Annotated in this window: 14 protein-coding genes; 10 read left to right on the top strand and 4 right to left on the bottom strand. The window is 40.0% G+C overall.

Annotation, left to right across the window (positions count from 1 at the left end; translation table 11 throughout):
• Positions 1-37 precede the first annotated feature (37 nt).
• Both C427_RS18545 and C427_RS18540 read right to left on the bottom strand, forming a co-directional pair.
• Positions 38-1,054 carry a fatty acid desaturase gene (locus C427_RS18545; protein WP_007641011.1) on the bottom strand — a complete coding sequence of 339 codons (1,017 nt, stop codon included), beginning with the start codon at positions 1,052-1,054 and terminating at the stop codon, positions 38-40.
• 222 nt (positions 1,055-1,276) lie between these two features.
• Positions 1,277-1,480, bottom strand: coding sequence for an alternative ribosome-rescue factor A (locus tag C427_RS18540; protein ID WP_007641013.1), 204 nt, complete (start codon positions 1,478-1,480; stop codon positions 1,277-1,279).
• A gap of 402 nt (positions 1,481-1,882) precedes the next feature.
• On the opposite strand from C427_RS18540, the gene C427_RS18535 reads away from it, so the two are divergent.
• From C427_RS18535 to C427_RS18525, 3 genes are all read left to right on the top strand, one after another.
• Entirely contained in the window at positions 1,883-2,551 is a 669-nt protein-coding gene (locus C427_RS18535) for a crotonase/enoyl-CoA hydratase family protein (RefSeq protein WP_007641015.1), read from the top strand.
• A gap of 70 nt (positions 2,552-2,621) precedes the next feature.
• Positions 2,622-3,392: an SDR family NAD(P)-dependent oxidoreductase gene (locus tag C427_RS18530; RefSeq protein WP_007641017.1), complete on the top strand. Its 771-nt coding sequence runs from the start codon at positions 2,622-2,624 to the stop codon at positions 3,390-3,392.
• Between the two features lie 270 nt (positions 3,393-3,662).
• Positions 3,663-4,019: a hypothetical protein gene (locus tag C427_RS18525; RefSeq protein ID WP_007641019.1), complete on the top strand. Its 357-nt coding sequence runs from the start codon at positions 3,663-3,665 to the stop codon at positions 4,017-4,019.
• Between the two features lie 157 nt (positions 4,020-4,176).
• On the opposite strand, the gene C427_RS18520 is transcribed toward C427_RS18525, so the two are convergent.
• On the bottom strand, positions 4,177-6,081 hold the full coding sequence (locus C427_RS18520; RefSeq protein ID WP_007641021.1) for a beta-ketoacyl synthase: 1,905 nt from the start codon (positions 6,079-6,081) through the stop codon (positions 4,177-4,179).
• A 157-nt stretch (positions 6,082-6,238) separates the two neighbouring features.
• Between C427_RS18520 and C427_RS18515 the strand changes: the two genes are divergently transcribed.
• Complete coding sequence (locus C427_RS18515; RefSeq protein WP_007641023.1) at positions 6,239-7,228, top strand: GlxA family transcriptional regulator; 990 nt, start codon at positions 6,239-6,241, stop codon at positions 7,226-7,228.
• Between the two features lie 232 nt (positions 7,229-7,460).
• On the top strand, positions 7,461-7,682 hold the full coding sequence (locus C427_RS18510; protein ID WP_007641025.1) for a hypothetical protein: 222 nt from the start codon (positions 7,461-7,463) through the stop codon (positions 7,680-7,682).
• Between the two features lie 280 nt (positions 7,683-7,962).
• Here the strand turns inward: C427_RS18510 and C427_RS18505 are convergent, their stop codons facing one another.
• Positions 7,963-9,099 (bottom strand): ROK family transcriptional regulator, encoded by a 1,137-nt coding sequence (locus C427_RS18505; RefSeq protein ID WP_226991232.1) that lies wholly within the window; start codon positions 9,097-9,099, stop codon positions 7,963-7,965.
• A gap of 309 nt (positions 9,100-9,408) precedes the next feature.
• Between C427_RS18505 and C427_RS18500 the strand changes: the two genes are divergently transcribed.
• The 5 genes from C427_RS18500 (at position 9,409) to nagA (ending at position 16,998) form a co-directional block, all read left to right on the top strand.
• Positions 9,409-12,120, top strand: coding sequence for a TonB-dependent receptor (locus C427_RS18500; protein WP_007641030.1), 2,712 nt, complete (start codon positions 9,409-9,411; stop codon positions 12,118-12,120).
• Between the two features lie 316 nt (positions 12,121-12,436).
• Positions 12,437-13,876 carry a phosphodiester glycosidase family protein gene (locus C427_RS18495; protein WP_226991236.1) on the top strand — a complete coding sequence of 480 codons (1,440 nt, stop codon included), beginning with the start codon at positions 12,437-12,439 and terminating at the stop codon, positions 13,874-13,876.
• A 3-nt stretch (positions 13,877-13,879) separates the two neighbouring features.
• Entirely contained in the window at positions 13,880-14,815 is a 936-nt protein-coding gene (gene nagK, locus C427_RS18490; protein WP_407636134.1) for an N-acetylglucosamine kinase, read from the top strand.
• A 27-nt stretch (positions 14,816-14,842) separates the two neighbouring features.
• Positions 14,843-15,841, top strand: coding sequence for a glucosamine-6-phosphate deaminase NagB-II (gene nagB-II / locus C427_RS18485; RefSeq protein WP_007641034.1), 999 nt, complete (start codon positions 14,843-14,845; stop codon positions 15,839-15,841).
• A complete protein-coding gene (nagA, locus tag C427_RS18480) occupies positions 15,838-16,998 on the top strand; it encodes an N-acetylglucosamine-6-phosphate deacetylase (RefSeq protein ID WP_007641036.1) in 1,161 nt (386 codons plus the stop codon). The genes nagB-II and nagA overlap by 4 nt, the downstream gene beginning before the upstream one ends.
• Positions 16,999-17,031: the final 33 nt, after the last annotated feature.

Below are 17,031 nucleotides of genomic sequence, written 5' to 3'. Positions count from 1 at the left end.
TACATCAATATTTTACGACTGTGATTTATTATATGTGTTAACTCGACCGCTCAATCTTTTTATAGTGATTAGCTGCAAAAATACTGACTAAGTCATTAAATTTCACCCCTTTATTTTTCAATAAAAGATTGACTTGCTTACTGATAATCTGGCGAATATAAAAAGGCTGATTAGGTACAAAATGATGAATGCTATGCGTGTGACCAAAATTGAAGCAAAACCACTGGAATGGCATAAAGGCCCAATGATTTAATACCTGAGTTTGCTCCAATAAATTAAACCTAGCGCCATAGTAATGCATCGACGATGTGATGAAATTCAAGCATGCCGAACGTAAAAAATTAGGTGCTACCCATACCACCATTGCAAAATTAACCCATTCCATTAGCGACACTAACCAAACTGGCGTATTCAATTTTACTGCTGAACTATCAGCAATAAAATTGACGCCATGGAAAAGTAAAAATATATAAATAATAAGATAATAAACAGTGACAAAAGGAAGGCTGGCATTAAATACATTAAAAAAATTATATCCTTTAATCTCACGAGAAAATTGTTTGCTGCGGATTATTAGCCCGAGTAACCCATCACAAACCACTAAGAGCCTTAATGTATGGCTTTTAATACCGTTCCCCACCAAACGTTCTTCAATATCTTGAGGCGTACCTGAGGTTTTATGATGATTTAGATGCATGCCTTTACGGTACCAAGGATTGACGGTATTTGGCCTAATAATCCACACCATAAACATCATGAAATGATATACCGCAGAGTTTGATTTAAAGTATTGCTGATGAATCAAATCGTGTTCAATTTCGTGAGCAATAGATGCGCTTAGGGCGGCAATGATAATGCAACACCACGCCGGAATAACAGCATAAAAATACAAACAACCTGCAGCAGTAAAGCCGCATACAGACACTAAAAGAAGGCCTAAACCTAAGGCATTTTGTTGCGCTAAAAAAGGGTGGTTGCTACGTAAAGTGCGTTCTTGATTTTTTATATACGCAACAATCTCTTTAATGTCCTGCTTATCTTGGTTGTTCTGCATGTTTTTCCATCATAATACTTAAAAGCTAATAAGTAATAGGCTACAGGCATTAAAACGAGATGTCTTTACAATCGATTGGGGCGGTGAGGGGCGATTGGCATCACCCTAAACGGGGTTTTACTGTTGTTCCTTCCTCTGTGTCTACCGCTTTTGGAATGGCTTTAACCTAAAGAATTGAGAACAGGTAAAAAGCCTTATTTAATAGTGGCTATAAGCAACCGCTTAAACCGCTATTAAATAAGACTCTTGTCTTATATTTTTAGCTTTACGCTGATACGAACCTTTGCCTTTTTTAGCTTGTACAATCTGCATCTTATAAAGCTTTGATGTGACTAACGCCGCTAAGAAATTATCTTTAATTTTTCCACGGCCGATATCTGTTTCACTCATAGTAGCTTTCGCTAATGGTATTTTCTGCTTACTCATCATTTTTCCTTTAAAGTGGTTTATTTATTACGCTTCGGTAACAATTACTATTATATCGCTAATATATAGTAGTCACTAGACATCTATTTAAGAAAAAGGTTCGATAACCATTATTTTTATAGGTGAACGATCCTGATGTAAACGACCGATTATCGATAAGGTTCTATATGCCCAAAAAGCCGAGGTTATTCATTGTTTCTCAACTCAAAAAGCCTAGATTTTGCATGACAGTCGCGTAACCAATAAATCTGGCTGTTTTGTTCTTTCCCCCAGAAGTACTGGATATATTTGATTTTTGTTCTGCCCCCAATATTTATAGGTAATGGCCCCCCTTTCGATTAAAAAACAGGTAGAATTCTTGCCAAGTAATATTTGCAACAGAGCCAAGGAAATATAAACATTATGAAATATGAACTACTTGAGGGCGGTATCGCCAAAATCTCACTCGACAACGGCAAAGCTAATGCTGTTTCTTTCGAACTAGCAGAAGAGTTTATGGCCAACCTAGACCGTGCTAAAGCGGAGAGTAAAGGTGTTTTAATTTCTGGCCACGTAGGTATATTTTCCGCGGGCTTCGATCTAAAGGTCATGGCGACTGGGCCTGAAGCGGCCGATAAAATGGTATCTCAAGGTATGCTTTTACTTGAGAAAATCTATTCACATCCTCAGCCCGTTGTTGCTTCGTGTGAAGGCCATGCCATTGGAATGGGAGTGTTTCTTTTATTGGTAGCTGATTACCGCATCGGTGCATTGGGTGAGTTTGTGCTTAAGCTACCTGAAACCGCTATCGACATGCCCTTCAATGCAACCTTGAGAATACTGGCTAAAACTCATGTTGACGCTCTACACCACTCACGCGCTATCATTCAATCTCAGGGATATTCGCCTTCACAAGCCGCGACTATTGGCATGTTAGACGAAGCGGTTGCAGCAGACCAGGTACAAGCCATAGCTTTAGCGAAATTAGCGGAACTTTGCGAACTATCTAGTGCACGTTATGAAGAAAATAAATTATTTATTCGAGCTGAACAGATCCAAGCCATTGCTGAGTCTTTACACGGCAGCAAATAAGCGCAGTCTTGGGTATGCTAATAACAATCAACGCTGCAAAGTCTAGCGTTTTAAATAATAGGGAATATATATGAACAATTTATTTTCAGTTGCTGGAAAAGTCGCAGTGGTTACCGGTGGGTCTAGTGGTATAGGCGCAATGATAGCCCGTGGTTTTGTCGAAAGTGGGGTTAAAACCTACATCACCGCACGCAAACTAGAGCAACTGCAGCAAACCGCTGCTGAGCTATCCGCTTTTGGTGAGTGCATCGCTATTCAATCCGATTTATCAACGATGGCTGGGGTGGATGCTTTTGCAGATGACATGCTTTCAAGAGAGCCTAAAATCGACATACTCATTAATAATGCAGGTGCAGCTTGGGGAGCCCCGGTTGAGGAATTCCCTGAAGCGGGTTGGGATAAGGTCATGGATTTAAATGTGAAGTCTATTTTCTTTCTAAGCAAACGTTTATTGCCGGCATTGCGCTTGGCTGGAAATGCTGATGAACCTGCTCGAATAGTGAATATTGCTTCCGTTAATGGGATCACTCATCCGCGCATGAACAACTACTCCTATTCGGCTAGTAAAGCGGCAGTTATCCAAATGACACGGCACATGGCAGCTGATCTTCGTCCGAGTCATGTCAATATTAATGGTATTGCGCCCGGGTTTTTCCCCAGTAAAATGACCAAACATGTGTTGAAACATGAGGAAGAAATTGTGAAAAATCTTCCTGCTCGCAAAATTGGTGAGCTTACTGATATTGCTGGTACCGCTATCTATCTTTGCTCTCGTGCGAGTAATTATGTATGCGGTCACACAGTTGTATTGGATGGCGGACAAATAGCCAATGCAGGTTGATGATTCGATTCTATAGACAACTCTACACCCTAATTTGTGTCTATTTAAAGATAAATATTGACCACTGCTTATCACAGAGATAATCAATAAAAGCGCAAAACTAAATTTGCGTTTTTTTGCTTACAATTCATGGTTTTTTGTTCAGGAGTGAAAGTTCTTGCATGAGGCAACTATCAGGCGTTTATCTTGTCAATAGTTCACGCATATACACATGTCATATACAACGCACCGTTTAACAAACAATAAAACGATATCACCTAAAGGTTACACATGCATAGAGCAACAAAAGCAGCCCTAATATCTGCCATTATCTTTCCAGGTTGTGGGCATTTTTATTTAAAAAGTAAGCTTAGAGGAGCGGCATTTGCTTTGTTTGCTTCGGGTTGTATGTATGTACTCATCTCATATGCGGCCAAAATTGCAAATGACATTAGCGACAGAATATTAAGTGGTGACATCCCATTAGATATAAATAGTCTAATGGCTGAAATAACCTCACAGCTTTATGGTAGTGCGGATGAAACCCAAAATATTGCAACCTTCCTATTATTGGGTTGTTGGGGCATTGCGATTATCGACGCGTTTATTCTTGGTCGTAAATTAGCGAAACCGGCTGAAACCTGCTAAAAGTGATTAAAATCTAGCGCTGAAGTCAGGCAGGTAATTCGGCAAGCGGCCATTGCAATTTATGCACTGGCCGTATATTTGTAATGGGATCTTGTTGCTGTTTTCTAACCTTGGTCACTCTATCGGGCTAAAATGTGCGCTCTTAATCTACAAACCGCTACATCATGTCTTTAAAACGATTTGTCATGCTTATGTCGATAGGGTTGGCGAATCCGGGAATACGCATTTCTTTTTTTGTCATCTGAATGTCGTTTTCGTCGATAAGATCCTGGCCAAAATGATAAATAGTATCAAAGTTACCTTGGGTGGCCGCAGTGTCATAGGCGCTAGCATTCTTGCGAACTTGTTCACGACGGGACTCATAGGCCGCAATTTCTTCAGTGCTGTATCGCTTGGCTAACATAGTATTGACAACCTGCGGTGACAATACCGTGGCTGTGGCATTGTTGCCGCCAAATCCTTTAGAATTTAGAAACGCTACGTCTACATTTCCCGCACCTTTATCAATATCGGTTAATGAAATGTTGAGTCGTTCATCAAATACATCGTCTGCCACTTTATCGATGGTTTTAATGCCCGGAATTAATCCGTGTTTAAACACACCAAGACTTACCATCAGTTGTTCGGCACTGGCAGGAGACAATGGATGACCCAAATAGGCTTTTGCCGCTGTGACGGGCCAATTTTGAATATCAAATACTTTTGCTACTTCATGAAAGATGCGTGACTCAGTAACGCGATTCGCAGGGGTACTTGAACCATGGGCTTGAATAATAGAACGCTCGCGCACCGACTCATCACCCACAATCGCCCGCGCAGCGGACACCGCTTTAGCCATAGTAATGTAATTACCTGGGCCGGGGGCAGAGATGGATTTTTTGTAACCATCAGCATTAATAAATACATCACTGACGGCGCCATGAATATCAGCTCCTAACTCTAAGGCTAATGCATCGTCCATTAGCACCACATATTGAGTTGATTCGGCTATGGTAAAACCACAGTTTTCACCGAATGGACGGCTGGCTCGGCGATGATCAACGGTGTCCGTTTTGTCTAAACGTTTTAAATTGTCTTCGCTGGCTAATGCGCCCATGGTGCCATAACCATCAATGATTTCTGGCAATATTGGCGCTTCGGCATTGCCTACCACTGCCACCCGGCGCTTACCATTATTGATATCTTCAATCGCAGCTCTAAGATTATAAAGAAAACTGGCACAGGCTCCGACAATAGCACTGGTGTGACCTACGCTGCCGAGTACATAGGCATTCACAAAATCAGCGGGCATAGTATTGAGACCTAAGGGGCACTGCTTGGTACTCACTCGGCCACCCTTTAGGCGGGACTGCAGCATGCCACCAAAGCCGTTCTCATCAAGTTGCGACATGGCGTTACTGGCGTAAACGCCTATTTCATCCGGCTTGACGGCATCCACAACGGTTTTCCACTCCATGCCTAATGAACGAATAGCGTCTGATGCACCCATAATAGCCATTTGTAAGGCGCGGGGATGAAAACGGGCATTATAGTGATCACCAGGGTTAAAGCCGCTAGGCAATTGTCCTGCTACTTTGACCGGACATTCACGATAACTATCAGCTTTGAATTCAACTTCACCGATAATTTCAATTTTAACATTGTCTTTATCAATATCACTTATCTGCCAGTTAGCGGGCAAAGGATCAGGTAGCTGTTTACGGCTTAAGTCAAAACAAATGCCTTGCTTATCAGACGAACGCATAGTGATATTTTTTTGCCAATGTACGGCATCAACGTCAAAGTGACTTTTTTCAATTTTACGAATAAGTGTGGAATTTAAAATTTGCTCTGAAAAGCGGCCAATCACTTCTTCTGCTGTGAGAGATTGCTCGTTTGTGTCGATATAGCTTCCTGCTTCAAAACGCACTAGTTTCATCATGGTGGCCAAGCCCAGCATGGTGTCTTGGCATTCACTGGCAGGTAAACTCTCTATCACCATACGTTTGTAAGCGTGATGAAATGAACTTCGACCAGCGGCATTAAAGCCACCAAATCCAACAATGACGGGTAATGAAGACATACGTAAGATACCAAATGTTTGCAAATGCTTATGAGAGCAGCAGTGTAATACCTTGGTTTGTTATCTGGCAGAGTTTGATTGGCCATAATTCATGGTGTTTTGGCCACGTTGTCGGTATTGTTGAGCAAATATACGCTATTAACTGCGAAGTCGACTTGTGCATAAAATTACCTTTTTACTCTGCGATAATATGCTGGCTACTAGCACTACCTTGCCTTTTGAAATGTTACGGGCCGCCGAAAGTGCTGCTCGTGGTCGAAGTGGGCGCAATGTTGAGCCTGTTATTATTCAAACAACCGCGATAGCCAAAATACCAATAAAAACCAGTGTTGGCTTCATTCTGATGCCTGATACTTCGCTGGAAGAGGCCGGCAAGAGTGATATTATTTACCTGCCAGCACTGTGGCGAAACCCTCGGCCTATAGTGAAAAAACATCCAGAACTTTTAGAATGGTTACGCAAGGCCTATGAAAATGGCGCAATGATTTCTGCAGTAGGCACGGGAACTTGTTTCTTGGCAGAGGCTGGTTTGCTGGATGATAAACCCGCCACCACTCACTGGCATTATTTCGATCAGTTTCAACGGGACTATCCCAGAGTCAAGTTAAAACGACAATATTTCATTACCCAGGCTACCAATTTATACTGCTCTGCTAGTGTGAATGCGATGGCTGATCTTACTGTTCATTTTGTTAAACGTATTTATGGCCAAGGCATAGCCAGTTTTGTTGAGCGAAATTTCTCTCACGAAATTCGCCGTTCATATGAGAAAACCAGCTATTTTGAAGGAAGTACCAAACAACACCCTGATGAGGATATTGTGCAAGCGCAAATTTGGTTGCAGGATAATTATCATAGACAGATTAAAGTGAGCGAGGTGGCAAGTCGTTTTGATATGAGTATACGTAGCTTTAATCGTCGTTTTAAAAATGCCACAGCACAATCCCCGCTTCAGTATTTACAACAGGTACGTATTGAAATCGCTAAGGATTTATTACAAACCAGTAATTTGAATGTGAGTGAAGTAGCAGACAAAATTGGCTACCAAGATGTGGGGTATTTTACCGCATTGTTTACAAAATTACTGGCAACGTCGCCTCGTGAATATCGAGCCACAGTGCGCGCTAAATTGTTTACTGCTGATTAATTACCTCAGTTTTTACGACAACTTTGCTGTGATAGCGGACAGTCTGGGCTTTTTAAGCAATTGGTGGTTTGTGCCAAAAGCCGACATAAGGTTCTAGTCTAGAAAAGGCTTAAATCGACCTAAAGCGGACTATCGGTTTTCAACAATACAAGGTGATGTAGCTTACAATGTTGTCAACTTTTTAATGTCACTCTAATACATTTTCAGAAGCCCTAATTCAAGATGAATTATTATGAGCAATAGAGAAGCGATCGACACAATAACTGATTACTTCTACCAGTTTGATAAATCGATCCTTGAGCTACTCAAACAATATGATGATAAAGCTTCTATCTGTATGGAAGGTATCGAAGATATTGATGTGGTTAGTGTATTGGCAGGAGAACTATTATTTTATTTGACTACGACATGTTTTTTGGATTTGCAAAACGGGAATGGGAAAAAGGTAATTTAACGGTTGAATTACCGGATGACCCTGTCGTTGAGAGAAAAGCGTATTTGGAGTCTAGTGGATTAGTTGACTATGCCCAAAATTTTGTATCTAAATCTGAAAGGTTGTAAATCGCTGAGTTATCAAAAACCCAAGTAAAATTTAATCCAAATCGTCCAAATGAAAGTGAGGAATAACTGATTTATCTATCTATCTGCGGCTAAAAGATTCAAATTCTTAAGAAAATAATTGTTCTTCTCGAGTTAACACCAAAGTCAATATCCCCTCAAGAAAAAGTTTTGAATTATCGATTAAAAAAGTAAAATGCGGGTATAGAGGTTACACCTAATTCCAATATGTTTTTGGTTTCAGATACGAAGATATTCGGCTTTGGAGCGCTAAGACCACCAAATGATGGGCTTGATATGTGTATATTTTCAGATAATCTTTTTTGTAATTCTAAAGGAAGTCTACCTGTAAAAACGATGGTGTCAGGATCTAATAAACTTTGAATTGCTTTCAATGGATATTTCATTGACTCAACACAGGAAATTAACCAAGAATCGATGACTGGATCGTGCGTATCAACCGCTTTTTGAATATCTTCATTAGTCGCTTTAATTCCTGAAGCATCACTTAAATATTGTTGCAGAGATCCGATAGTTGGCTTTGGCATGTTACCACTTGAGCCAAAGAGTACTGAAATTTCTCCAGCATTCCCGAATGCCCCATCAACTAGACGTCCTTGGGAAACAAAACCTCCACCAATGTCTAACGTAAGAAGTAATAGGAAGAAACTTTTTAATGCTCCGCCTGTTTTAGTTAGAGAAAACCCTATCGATGCCGCGTTACCATCATTTTCAACGTAACATTGACAACGATATCTGTTGGCAAAAACTTCTTGAAAATTTACAGTAGACCAACCCAATGGATCTTGTTGAGAGCAAATCTGCCCCTCAATATTTGTAAAAAAGCCTGAAATAGAAACTCCTATTCCAAGTATTGTTGAATCTTTATTGATGGTACTAAACAAGCTATCAAGCATAGTAATAGCAGTGCTAATAGCCTTTTTCGCAGATAGAAACACACCCTCTTCACATTCCCTGAATATGTTATCACGATTAAAATCATCCAGTAAAACGGTTACTCTGTCGTGCTCAAATACAACGCCTACACATAAAAATATATTTTTATTAAGTGTAAGAGATATTGCTGGTTGTCCCCTCAATCCTTCAACCTTCGAGTGTTCTGAAATTATGTTTAAAGCCATAAGATGCTGTGCCAGTCTCGTTAACGATTGAGTAGAAAGCCCTGTTTCTTTAGCTATTTGCGCTCTTGAAGCTTTTTTATTTCTTCTTATAGATTCGATAACTTTTTTGTGGCTAACATTAAGCTTTTTCTCAATTTGAGAAATTGAGTTTTTTTGGATTTGAGTATGCAATGTGGTGCTCAATTCTCTAAAGTTTATTCTAGTTATATTTATACCACATTTGTATTAATTCCTCCCGTTGTAATTTAAAAAAGGGTAACTGCTCCGAATCTTATGTACTAAAGTGGTATTTAATTTGTCATAAAATAAGTGTAAATCTTTAATAAAAGTGATTAACGCTTAATAAGTTAATTTATTTCAGAATTATAATAGTTAATTAGTACCAGAATGATATTTAATTGTTGCAAAGCTAATAAATGGGAGTTAATTTAAATACCAGTGTAATATTTAATGTATCTATCTTAACTTCCAGGAGTAAACATGAACCAGTTACGACATTATTCTAATAATAAAAAATTCAATAAAATTGCAACAGCCTTTATGGTTGGGATGCTAAGTAGCCACTCATCTAGTTTGTTAGCACAGGAGTCCGCACCAGACGACATAGAGTCAATCACTGTAACGGGGGTGCGAGGTAGTTTATTAAAATCCTTAAAATCAAAACGATTCTCTAATAAATTGATTGATGTAATTACCGCTGAAGATATTGGTAAGTTCCCAGAAGCGAACTTATCCGAGGCACTGCAACGTGTGCCTGGTGTGACATTAAACAGAAATGCCACGGGCGAAGGTACCGCTATTAATTTAAGAGGATTAGGTCCTGAGTTTACTTCAACCGAAGTAAATGGCATGTTGGCTGGCGGTAACGGTGGTAAACGTGGTTTTTCATTTGAAATATTTCCTGCTGAATTGTTCAATAATGTAGAAATATCAAAATCTGTCACAGCAGATCAAGTGGAGGGCGGTATTGCCGGAAATGTGGCTTTGAATACCCCAGACCCTTTATCGACTGACGAGCCCGTTTTAAATGTTTCACTGTATAATAATTACAGTGAAAACACGGGCACAAATAGCCCTAAAGCATCAATTGTGTTCAACCGAAATTGGGATGACACTTTTGGTATCAATGCAGCGCTAGTTTATGCAGATTTAGATATGCAATATAATGCAATAGGAGGCACCAGCCACACGCCTTTATCTGCTGTTTGGAAAGGACCTGCGGTAGGAGAACCAGGAGGCGCCACTCAAGAGCAACTTGATGCAGTTTACCCTCGGATTGAAAGTTTTGGACATACTACCGAATCTCGTGAAACATTAGGTGGTGTAGTTACAGCTCAGTGGAGACCTAACAATACCTTAGATGTTAAAGCAAGGGCTTTAATTGGTACTATCGATGCTGATAATAGACGTACTATTCTAGATGCTCCTTCGGAGAGTAATATCACAGCTGTTTCCAATACCGTTATACAAAATGGCGTGGCAACTCAAGCTACTTTGACCGGCGTTCAGCAACGCATAGGTGCTAGACAATCTTTAGTTGATGAAGAGGTTAATCAGTTTACTCTTAGTGCTGATTGGGAAATTTCAGATTCTTTAATGTTCTCTCCATACATAGGCCACTTTAGTCGCGAAAAAACAGATTCTAACGATTTGTTTTCATTTAGACGTATGGGTATTGATGGCGCTTTTGTACCAGCAGATGTGAGCTACATCATTCGAGATGACCTTCTTGAATGGTCCACCCCTGATACTGACTATGCAAGTAACCCAGAAGAGTTTGTATTAAACGTATTTATTCGACGTCCAACTGAAACAAAAGATTCAAACACAACCGTGAAATTTGACTTTCAATATGATGATTCTGACTTATTGACAGTTGACTTTGGTATGCGACTCACTAGCCGAGATTTAGAGCAAATATCCGAACGAACCAACTTGTTTGTTGATCTTGGCAATCCCTTAAATCGTCGAACTGACCTGCCTACCCTTGCTGATGTGTTTACACCATTAGAAAATTTCAAAATTGATGGCGCTGGTTTTGCTCCCTCGACGCTTATTGGCGCAGATGCTGAGCTGATAAAGTCTATTTTTTATGGGGCTAATGGATCATCAGTACCTGAGGGTACCTCTATCGTTCCAACTGCGAGTCATGCACTGCTTAATACCTTTGAGCTGCAAGAAGATACATTAGCTCTTTTTGCTCAGGCAAATATTGAAGTGTCGGACGATTTGAATATAAGCACAGGTTTGAGGTTTGTGAAAACAGACCAAACAATAGGCACACAATCTACCACTAATAGGAATGATCCTTCGGCATATACTCCAATCACCCTTAAAAGTGATTACCAAGAAGTGTTACCCAATATCAATATTCGTTACCAGCACAGCGATGAAGTTGTCATTCGTAGTACCTACTTTAAAAGTTTAACTCGACCAGCTCTATCTGAACTAGCCGGATCAGAAAACTTCAATGGTATTGATGAAGGGGGTGGAAGAGGAAGTAGAGGTAACCCAGATCTTCAGCCGTTTACGGCAGATAATTATGATCTTAGTGTGGAATGGTATTTTTCTAGTGAAGCTATAGCTTCCGTCAATCTTTTTTATAAAGATCTTGATGGATTTATTGATACGTCATCATCAGTTGAAGATCGTGAGTTTCCTAGGCAAAGCGATAATGTCTTTGTTATCGGTCCAATTATATTTACACAACCAGAAAATGGTGTAGCAGCTACCATTACCGGATTGGAATTGGCCTACCAGTCTAGACTCGGTTTCATTAGTGAATCATTAGAAGATTTTGGATTGTTGATGAATTACACCATAATTGAAAGTGCCGCTCAGTATTCAGATTCGGGTGACGTTAGAAACTCCGGATTGCCAGGTTTATCTGAGAGTAGTTTCAATGTTGCGGTATATTATGACGTAGAAAATTTTAATGCTCGCATGTCTTATACTTGGCGAGACGAATACCTTGTTGCGTTTGCATCAACTGCAGGTATTCCAGAATGGCAGGACGATTACGGACAGTTAGATTTCTCTGCTAGTTATGATGTTACCGATTCATTGCAATTTCAAGTACAAGCATCGAACTTATTGTCTACTCAACAAGTGAGACGCTCAGTACTGAATACACCTTTCAACTTAACTCAGATTGATAGACGATTTATTGCTGGGATTCGTTACGCCTTTTAACGTTTGTGTGTCGTGTCTTCTGGGAGGGTAGCGATACCCGCCCAGTTTTTTACTAAATAACATCAAATGATCACCGTATAATACAATTATTATCTTCGTTTTTTAGTTGGCTCAAAACATGTCTTATTTTCAAAATATCTTTTTTATCGGTTCTGCAGTATTTCTCATGCAGAGTTGTACAGTTTTACCTAGGTTAGAAATTGGCGCTACCAATGCTAAGCAGTCAGTGGTTAAAACAACAATTGCACCAGGCCTAACTCATTTTCAAGTGAAAATACGTTCAGCTATCAATCAATATACTTTGACGAGTCAATTGATGTCTGATGAAGTCGCTGAATTACTGGTGCAAAAAATAATTTTTATAACGAAACCTCAGCTCGTCGGCACACCATTGTCGACAAAAGACATAATAATAGAAGATTTTAATGAATTTAATGATTTAACACTTAACCTTGGAAAAAAAGTGTTCATAGGTCGTTTTGATTCGACCGAAGTCGCCTCTGTTTTCAATGCTCAATTGAGTAAACAAGGCATTGATTTAAAAATAATTAATACATCAAGTCGAGCTTATCAGGCGGGTAATTTTGAAATCAGTATTTTAAAAGTAGACCCCTTAATTTACGAAGGAAAAGTAAGCTCGATATTGGCTAATAATAGAGTGCAGGGTCTTGCCACTGTATCTGAAATTGCTAACCAGGTTAAAGCAGTCGCATCAGTAAATGGCGGGTTCTTTGCCTATAGAGAAGATCAAGAGGTACCAGGAGATCTGGCTGGGATCTCCGTCATAGATGGCACACTTGTGAGTGAAGCCATCATCAATAGACCGGCTTTGCTTATTAATAATTCGCCTACCCTTTCATTCAAAATTTTAAACAAAGTATCAACATCCCTCAGCGTTGATATAGATGGCAATTTTCAAGCTATTGATGGCATTAACCGCAAGTTAAAATACAAGTTTAATTGTGGATATGATGATGATGGTTTAACTGTTCCAGCAAGCCATGATGTTGTCTGCAAAGATGAAGATGAGGCCGTGATATATGACCAAAATTTTGGCGATATAGCCGATGTATTAAACCAAGAAAATTTCACTTTTTGGATTGATAAGTCACAACACATTTATTTAAGGCCAAATGCTTCCCAAATAAATTATGTACCTAATGGTCATTATTTGGTGGCAGTTTCAGGTAACAAGAGAGCGTTATTTGAACCATTAGTGTTACAAGGCTCAACAGCTGAATTTAGCCACGTTGTCTATAACGAAGGTAATCAAGTCATTTTAGAAAAGGGAATGTACATCATTAATGGGGGACCTTCTTTATTGGTGAACAAGGAAACGCAAGAAAGTAACTGGGAAAATCAAGGTTGGAGTCCATTTGTTCAAGATGTAGGAAGCCAATCTTTAGATAAAAGAGACGAAGTTCCAGACTCAAAGCAAGTTCAGCAAAGTCGTAAGGATTTTTATGACAGTTGGGTTATGCAGCGACATCCAAGAACTGCGGTTGGGTTATCACTTGATGGCGCTCTCTATGTGGTAGTTATCTATGGAAGAGAGCCGTTAAGGAGTATGGGCGCTTCTGTGCCCGAAATGGCAAACATTATGCGTTCGCTAGGCGCTGTAAACGCTCTTAATCTCGATGGCGGCGGTTCAAGTGTCATGGTCGTCAATGGGCTAATGACAGGCAATCCGTCTGATAATACTGGTGAAAGAAAGGTTGCAGATACACTTGTTTTTGTGTCGGCAGGTAAGGAATAGAAATTGTTACATATCAGAAATAAAATGGATAAAGATTACAAGCAGGAACAACCACTTTTTCTGGGAATAGATGGGGGTGGGTCCAAATGCAAAGCAATCTTGATGGATCAAAATAATACTATTTTGGGAACAGGTATCTCAGGACCTGGAAATCCAGTGTACGGCTCAGAACTAGCAAAAATCTCGATTGTGGAATCTGCTAGTTTGGCACTGACTGAAGCATTGTTAAATAGTGATATTTCACAAGAATTGAAACTAAATGACATCTGTGCAGGGATCGGTTTAGCTGGCGTTAACCTCCCTCACGTATATGACGAAATGATTAAGTGGCAGTCTCCGTTTAAATCAATATATCTCACTACAGATATACATATTGCATGTTTGGGTGCACACGAAGGCCACGATGGTGCTGTATTAATATCAGGAACGGGTACTTGTGGTTTATCAAACGTTAAAAATCATTCAAAAATAATAGGCGGTCATGGTTTCCCTCAAGGGGATAAAGGTAGTGGTGCTTGGTATGGCTTAAATGCAGTTGAAGCGGTATTACTGGCACTCGATGAAATGGCACCACCAACTACTATCAGTAAATATATGTGTCAGGTTTTGAAAGCAAGCACGGCTGAGGAAATTATAAGTAAGGTTGCGGGGAAACCTGCATCTTTTTTTGCTTGCCTAGCTAATACGGTTTTTAGCGCACTTGAAGATAAGGACGAGGTCGCACTCGCCATTATAGATGAAGGAGCTAGTTATATAAGTAAAATGGCTAGGTTACTACTTAAAACAACACCGCCACGAATTTCTTTTATCGGCGGTCTGGCCGAGTGGATTATTCCCTATCTGGACCAAGATATTCAAAAACAATTATCGTCATCACTTTTCCCACCAGAAGCAGGCGCTGTATTTTATGCAAGACATCAAACCGCATCACTTAAATAAACGTCACGTGATTAACAGGGTATCTTTATGACACAAACAATTATGGAACAAGAAGCTAGGCAATCCCCTCAAATTATCGCGGAACAAGTCAAGTCGAATACTACTATCGTAAATAAAATAGGTAGAAAAATTCGTGAATTCGATCCAAAAATGGTGATGATTATTGGACGAGGCTCGTCAGATCATGCGGGTGTTTTTGCCAAATATTTGATCGAAATAGAGGCAAATATTCCAACAATGGCGGCAGCGCCATCAGTATCAAGTGTTTACAAAAAACAGTTAAAATTAGACTCTGCTGTTGTGTTCGTAATTTCACAATCGGGAAGAAGCCCAGATATTATCGCGCAAGCCAAAATGGCGAAAGCGGGAGGGGCATATTGCATCGCCATCGTTAATGATGAAACTTCACCTCTCAAAGATATTGTTGACGATGTGCTTCCAATACGGGCAGGCAAAGAAATTTCTGTTGCAGCTACCAAAAGCTACTTAGCTACATTATCAGCTTTGCTGCATCTAACATCAGCTTGGACAGAAAACACTGTGCTATTAACTGCTCTAAAGCAATTCCCGTTATTCATGGAAAAAGCTGTATCCGCCAAGGTTCAACTGCCACCTACAGCATTTTCTCAGGTCAATAATATGGTTGTACTGAGCCGCGGGGTTGGTTTTGCCATTGCGAAAGAAATGGCATTGAAACTCAAAGAAGTATGCAGTATTCACGCTGAAGCGTTTAGCAGTGCGGAGTTCCTTCACGGTCCCATTACACTGGTTGAAAAAGGATTAGTAATACTAAATTGTTCGGTAAAAGATGAAAGTGAACAATCCCACAATGAACAAATACAGGAAGTCATTCGTAGAGGAGCTGATGTTACCCATTTAAATCAAGTTGGCGTTTCAGTTCATCCAAGATTAGCCCCGTTACTGGTATTACAACGCTTCTATATCGATATTGCTAACGTATCGATTGCAAGGGGACTCAACCCGGATATTCCTAAAGGTTTGAATAAAGTAACTCAAACGTTATGAACACATTGAAATCTCCTAACCGAATACTCACTAAAGCACTTTTTGATGGAGCCAACCACCATTACGACAAAGTGCTAAGTGTTTTAAAGGGTGTAATTGTGGCTGTGGATAATGATATATCAAACCATGATGTTGCCCTTGATGGCCTGGTAGTCCCTGGTTATGTTGATCTTCAAGTAAATGGTGGGGGCGGACTTTTATTTAATGCAAACCCCAGCATAGACTCACTTAAAAAGATGATGCAAGCCCATTCACAGTTCGGTACGACCGCAATGTTACCGACGATAATTACTGACAACCTCAAAACCATGATTCGTGCAGCAGATACAATTAGTCATGCCATCAAAGACAATATGTTGGGGATCTTGGGTATACATTTTGAAGGGCCGCATATCTCCATCACAAAAAAGGGAGCACATAGCCAAGAATTTATTCGGTCTATTTCAGAGGAAGAGTGGAAAATATTTGAACGCAAAGATATTGGTCATGTTTTGGTAACGTTGGCGCCAGAGGTTTTGCCAATAGAGGATATCAAAAGGCTTGTATCAATGGGTGTTCATGTTTGTATCGGTCACAGTAACGCAACTTATGAGATTACAAATCGAGCCATCGAAGCTGGAGCAACTGGATTTACTCACCTCTATAATGCAATGTCTGCAATAACGGGAAGAGAAGCGGGTGTCACTGGGAGTGCTCTGTTAAATGATCATACGCAGTGTGGACTTATTGTAGACGGTCATCATGTGAGTGTTGCCAGTTGTAAACTTGCACTTAAAGTAAAACCTGTGGGAGGTATATTTCTGGTCACTGACGCAATGCCACCAGTAGGAACTCAATCAACAGAATTTGATTTCTTCGATCGAATAGTTACATGCCATAAAGGAAAACTAACCTCTTCAACCGGCGAACTTGCTGGGTCAACACTCGACATGGCCACAGCGGTGAAAAATTGTCATCAGCTACTTAACGTTTCACTCTCCGAGGCAGTCCGTATGGCCAGCCTATACCCCCTAAAGTTTTTGCAGAAAGCCAATTTGCCTATAGAGCCATCAACGCTTATTGCAATTAACAAGGATGCAAGTTTTGTCCAGTTAAACCAAGAATTGAATGTCGTTTCAACTTGGATTAAAGGGCAATGTGTATTCGGATCGCATTAATAGAAACCGTAAAAGGTTAACAAGGTTATAAAT

The sequence above is a fragment of the Paraglaciecola psychrophila 170 genome, from assembly GCF_000347635.1.
GTDB classification, from domain to species: domain Bacteria; phylum Pseudomonadota; class Gammaproteobacteria; order Enterobacterales; family Alteromonadaceae; genus Paraglaciecola; species Paraglaciecola psychrophila.
This window is presented reverse-complemented; position numbering and strand designations above follow the sequence as displayed.

Coding starts and splice junctions, on each gene's coding strand:
- C427_RS18510 (WP_007641025.1), top strand. CDS start 7,461: ATGAGCAATAGAGAAGCGATCGACACAATAACTGATTACTTCTACCAG.
- C427_RS18540 (WP_007641013.1), bottom strand. CDS start 1,480: ATGAGTAAGCAGAAAATACCATTAGCGAAAGCTACTATGAGTGAAACA.
- C427_RS18495 (WP_226991236.1), top strand. CDS start 12,437: ATGTCTGATGAAGTCGCTGAATTACTGGTGCAAAAAATAATTTTTATA.
- C427_RS18530 (WP_007641017.1), top strand. CDS start 2,622: ATGAACAATTTATTTTCAGTTGCTGGAAAAGTCGCAGTGGTTACCGGT.
- C427_RS18545 (WP_007641011.1), bottom strand. CDS start 1,054: ATGCAGAACAACCAAGATAAGCAGGACATTAAAGAGATTGTTGCGTAT.
- nagB-II (WP_007641034.1), top strand. CDS start 14,843: ATGACACAAACAATTATGGAACAAGAAGCTAGGCAATCCCCTCAAATT.
- nagA (WP_007641036.1), top strand. CDS start 15,838: ATGAACACATTGAAATCTCCTAACCGAATACTCACTAAAGCACTTTTT.
- C427_RS18535 (WP_007641015.1), top strand. CDS start 1,883: ATGAAATATGAACTACTTGAGGGCGGTATCGCCAAAATCTCACTCGAC.
- C427_RS18520 (WP_007641021.1), bottom strand. CDS start 6,081: ATGTCTTCATTACCCGTCATTGTTGGATTTGGTGGCTTTAATGCCGCT.
- C427_RS18525 (WP_007641019.1), top strand. CDS start 3,663: ATGCATAGAGCAACAAAAGCAGCCCTAATATCTGCCATTATCTTTCCA.
- C427_RS18500 (WP_007641030.1), top strand. CDS start 9,409: ATGAACCAGTTACGACATTATTCTAATAATAAAAAATTCAATAAAATT.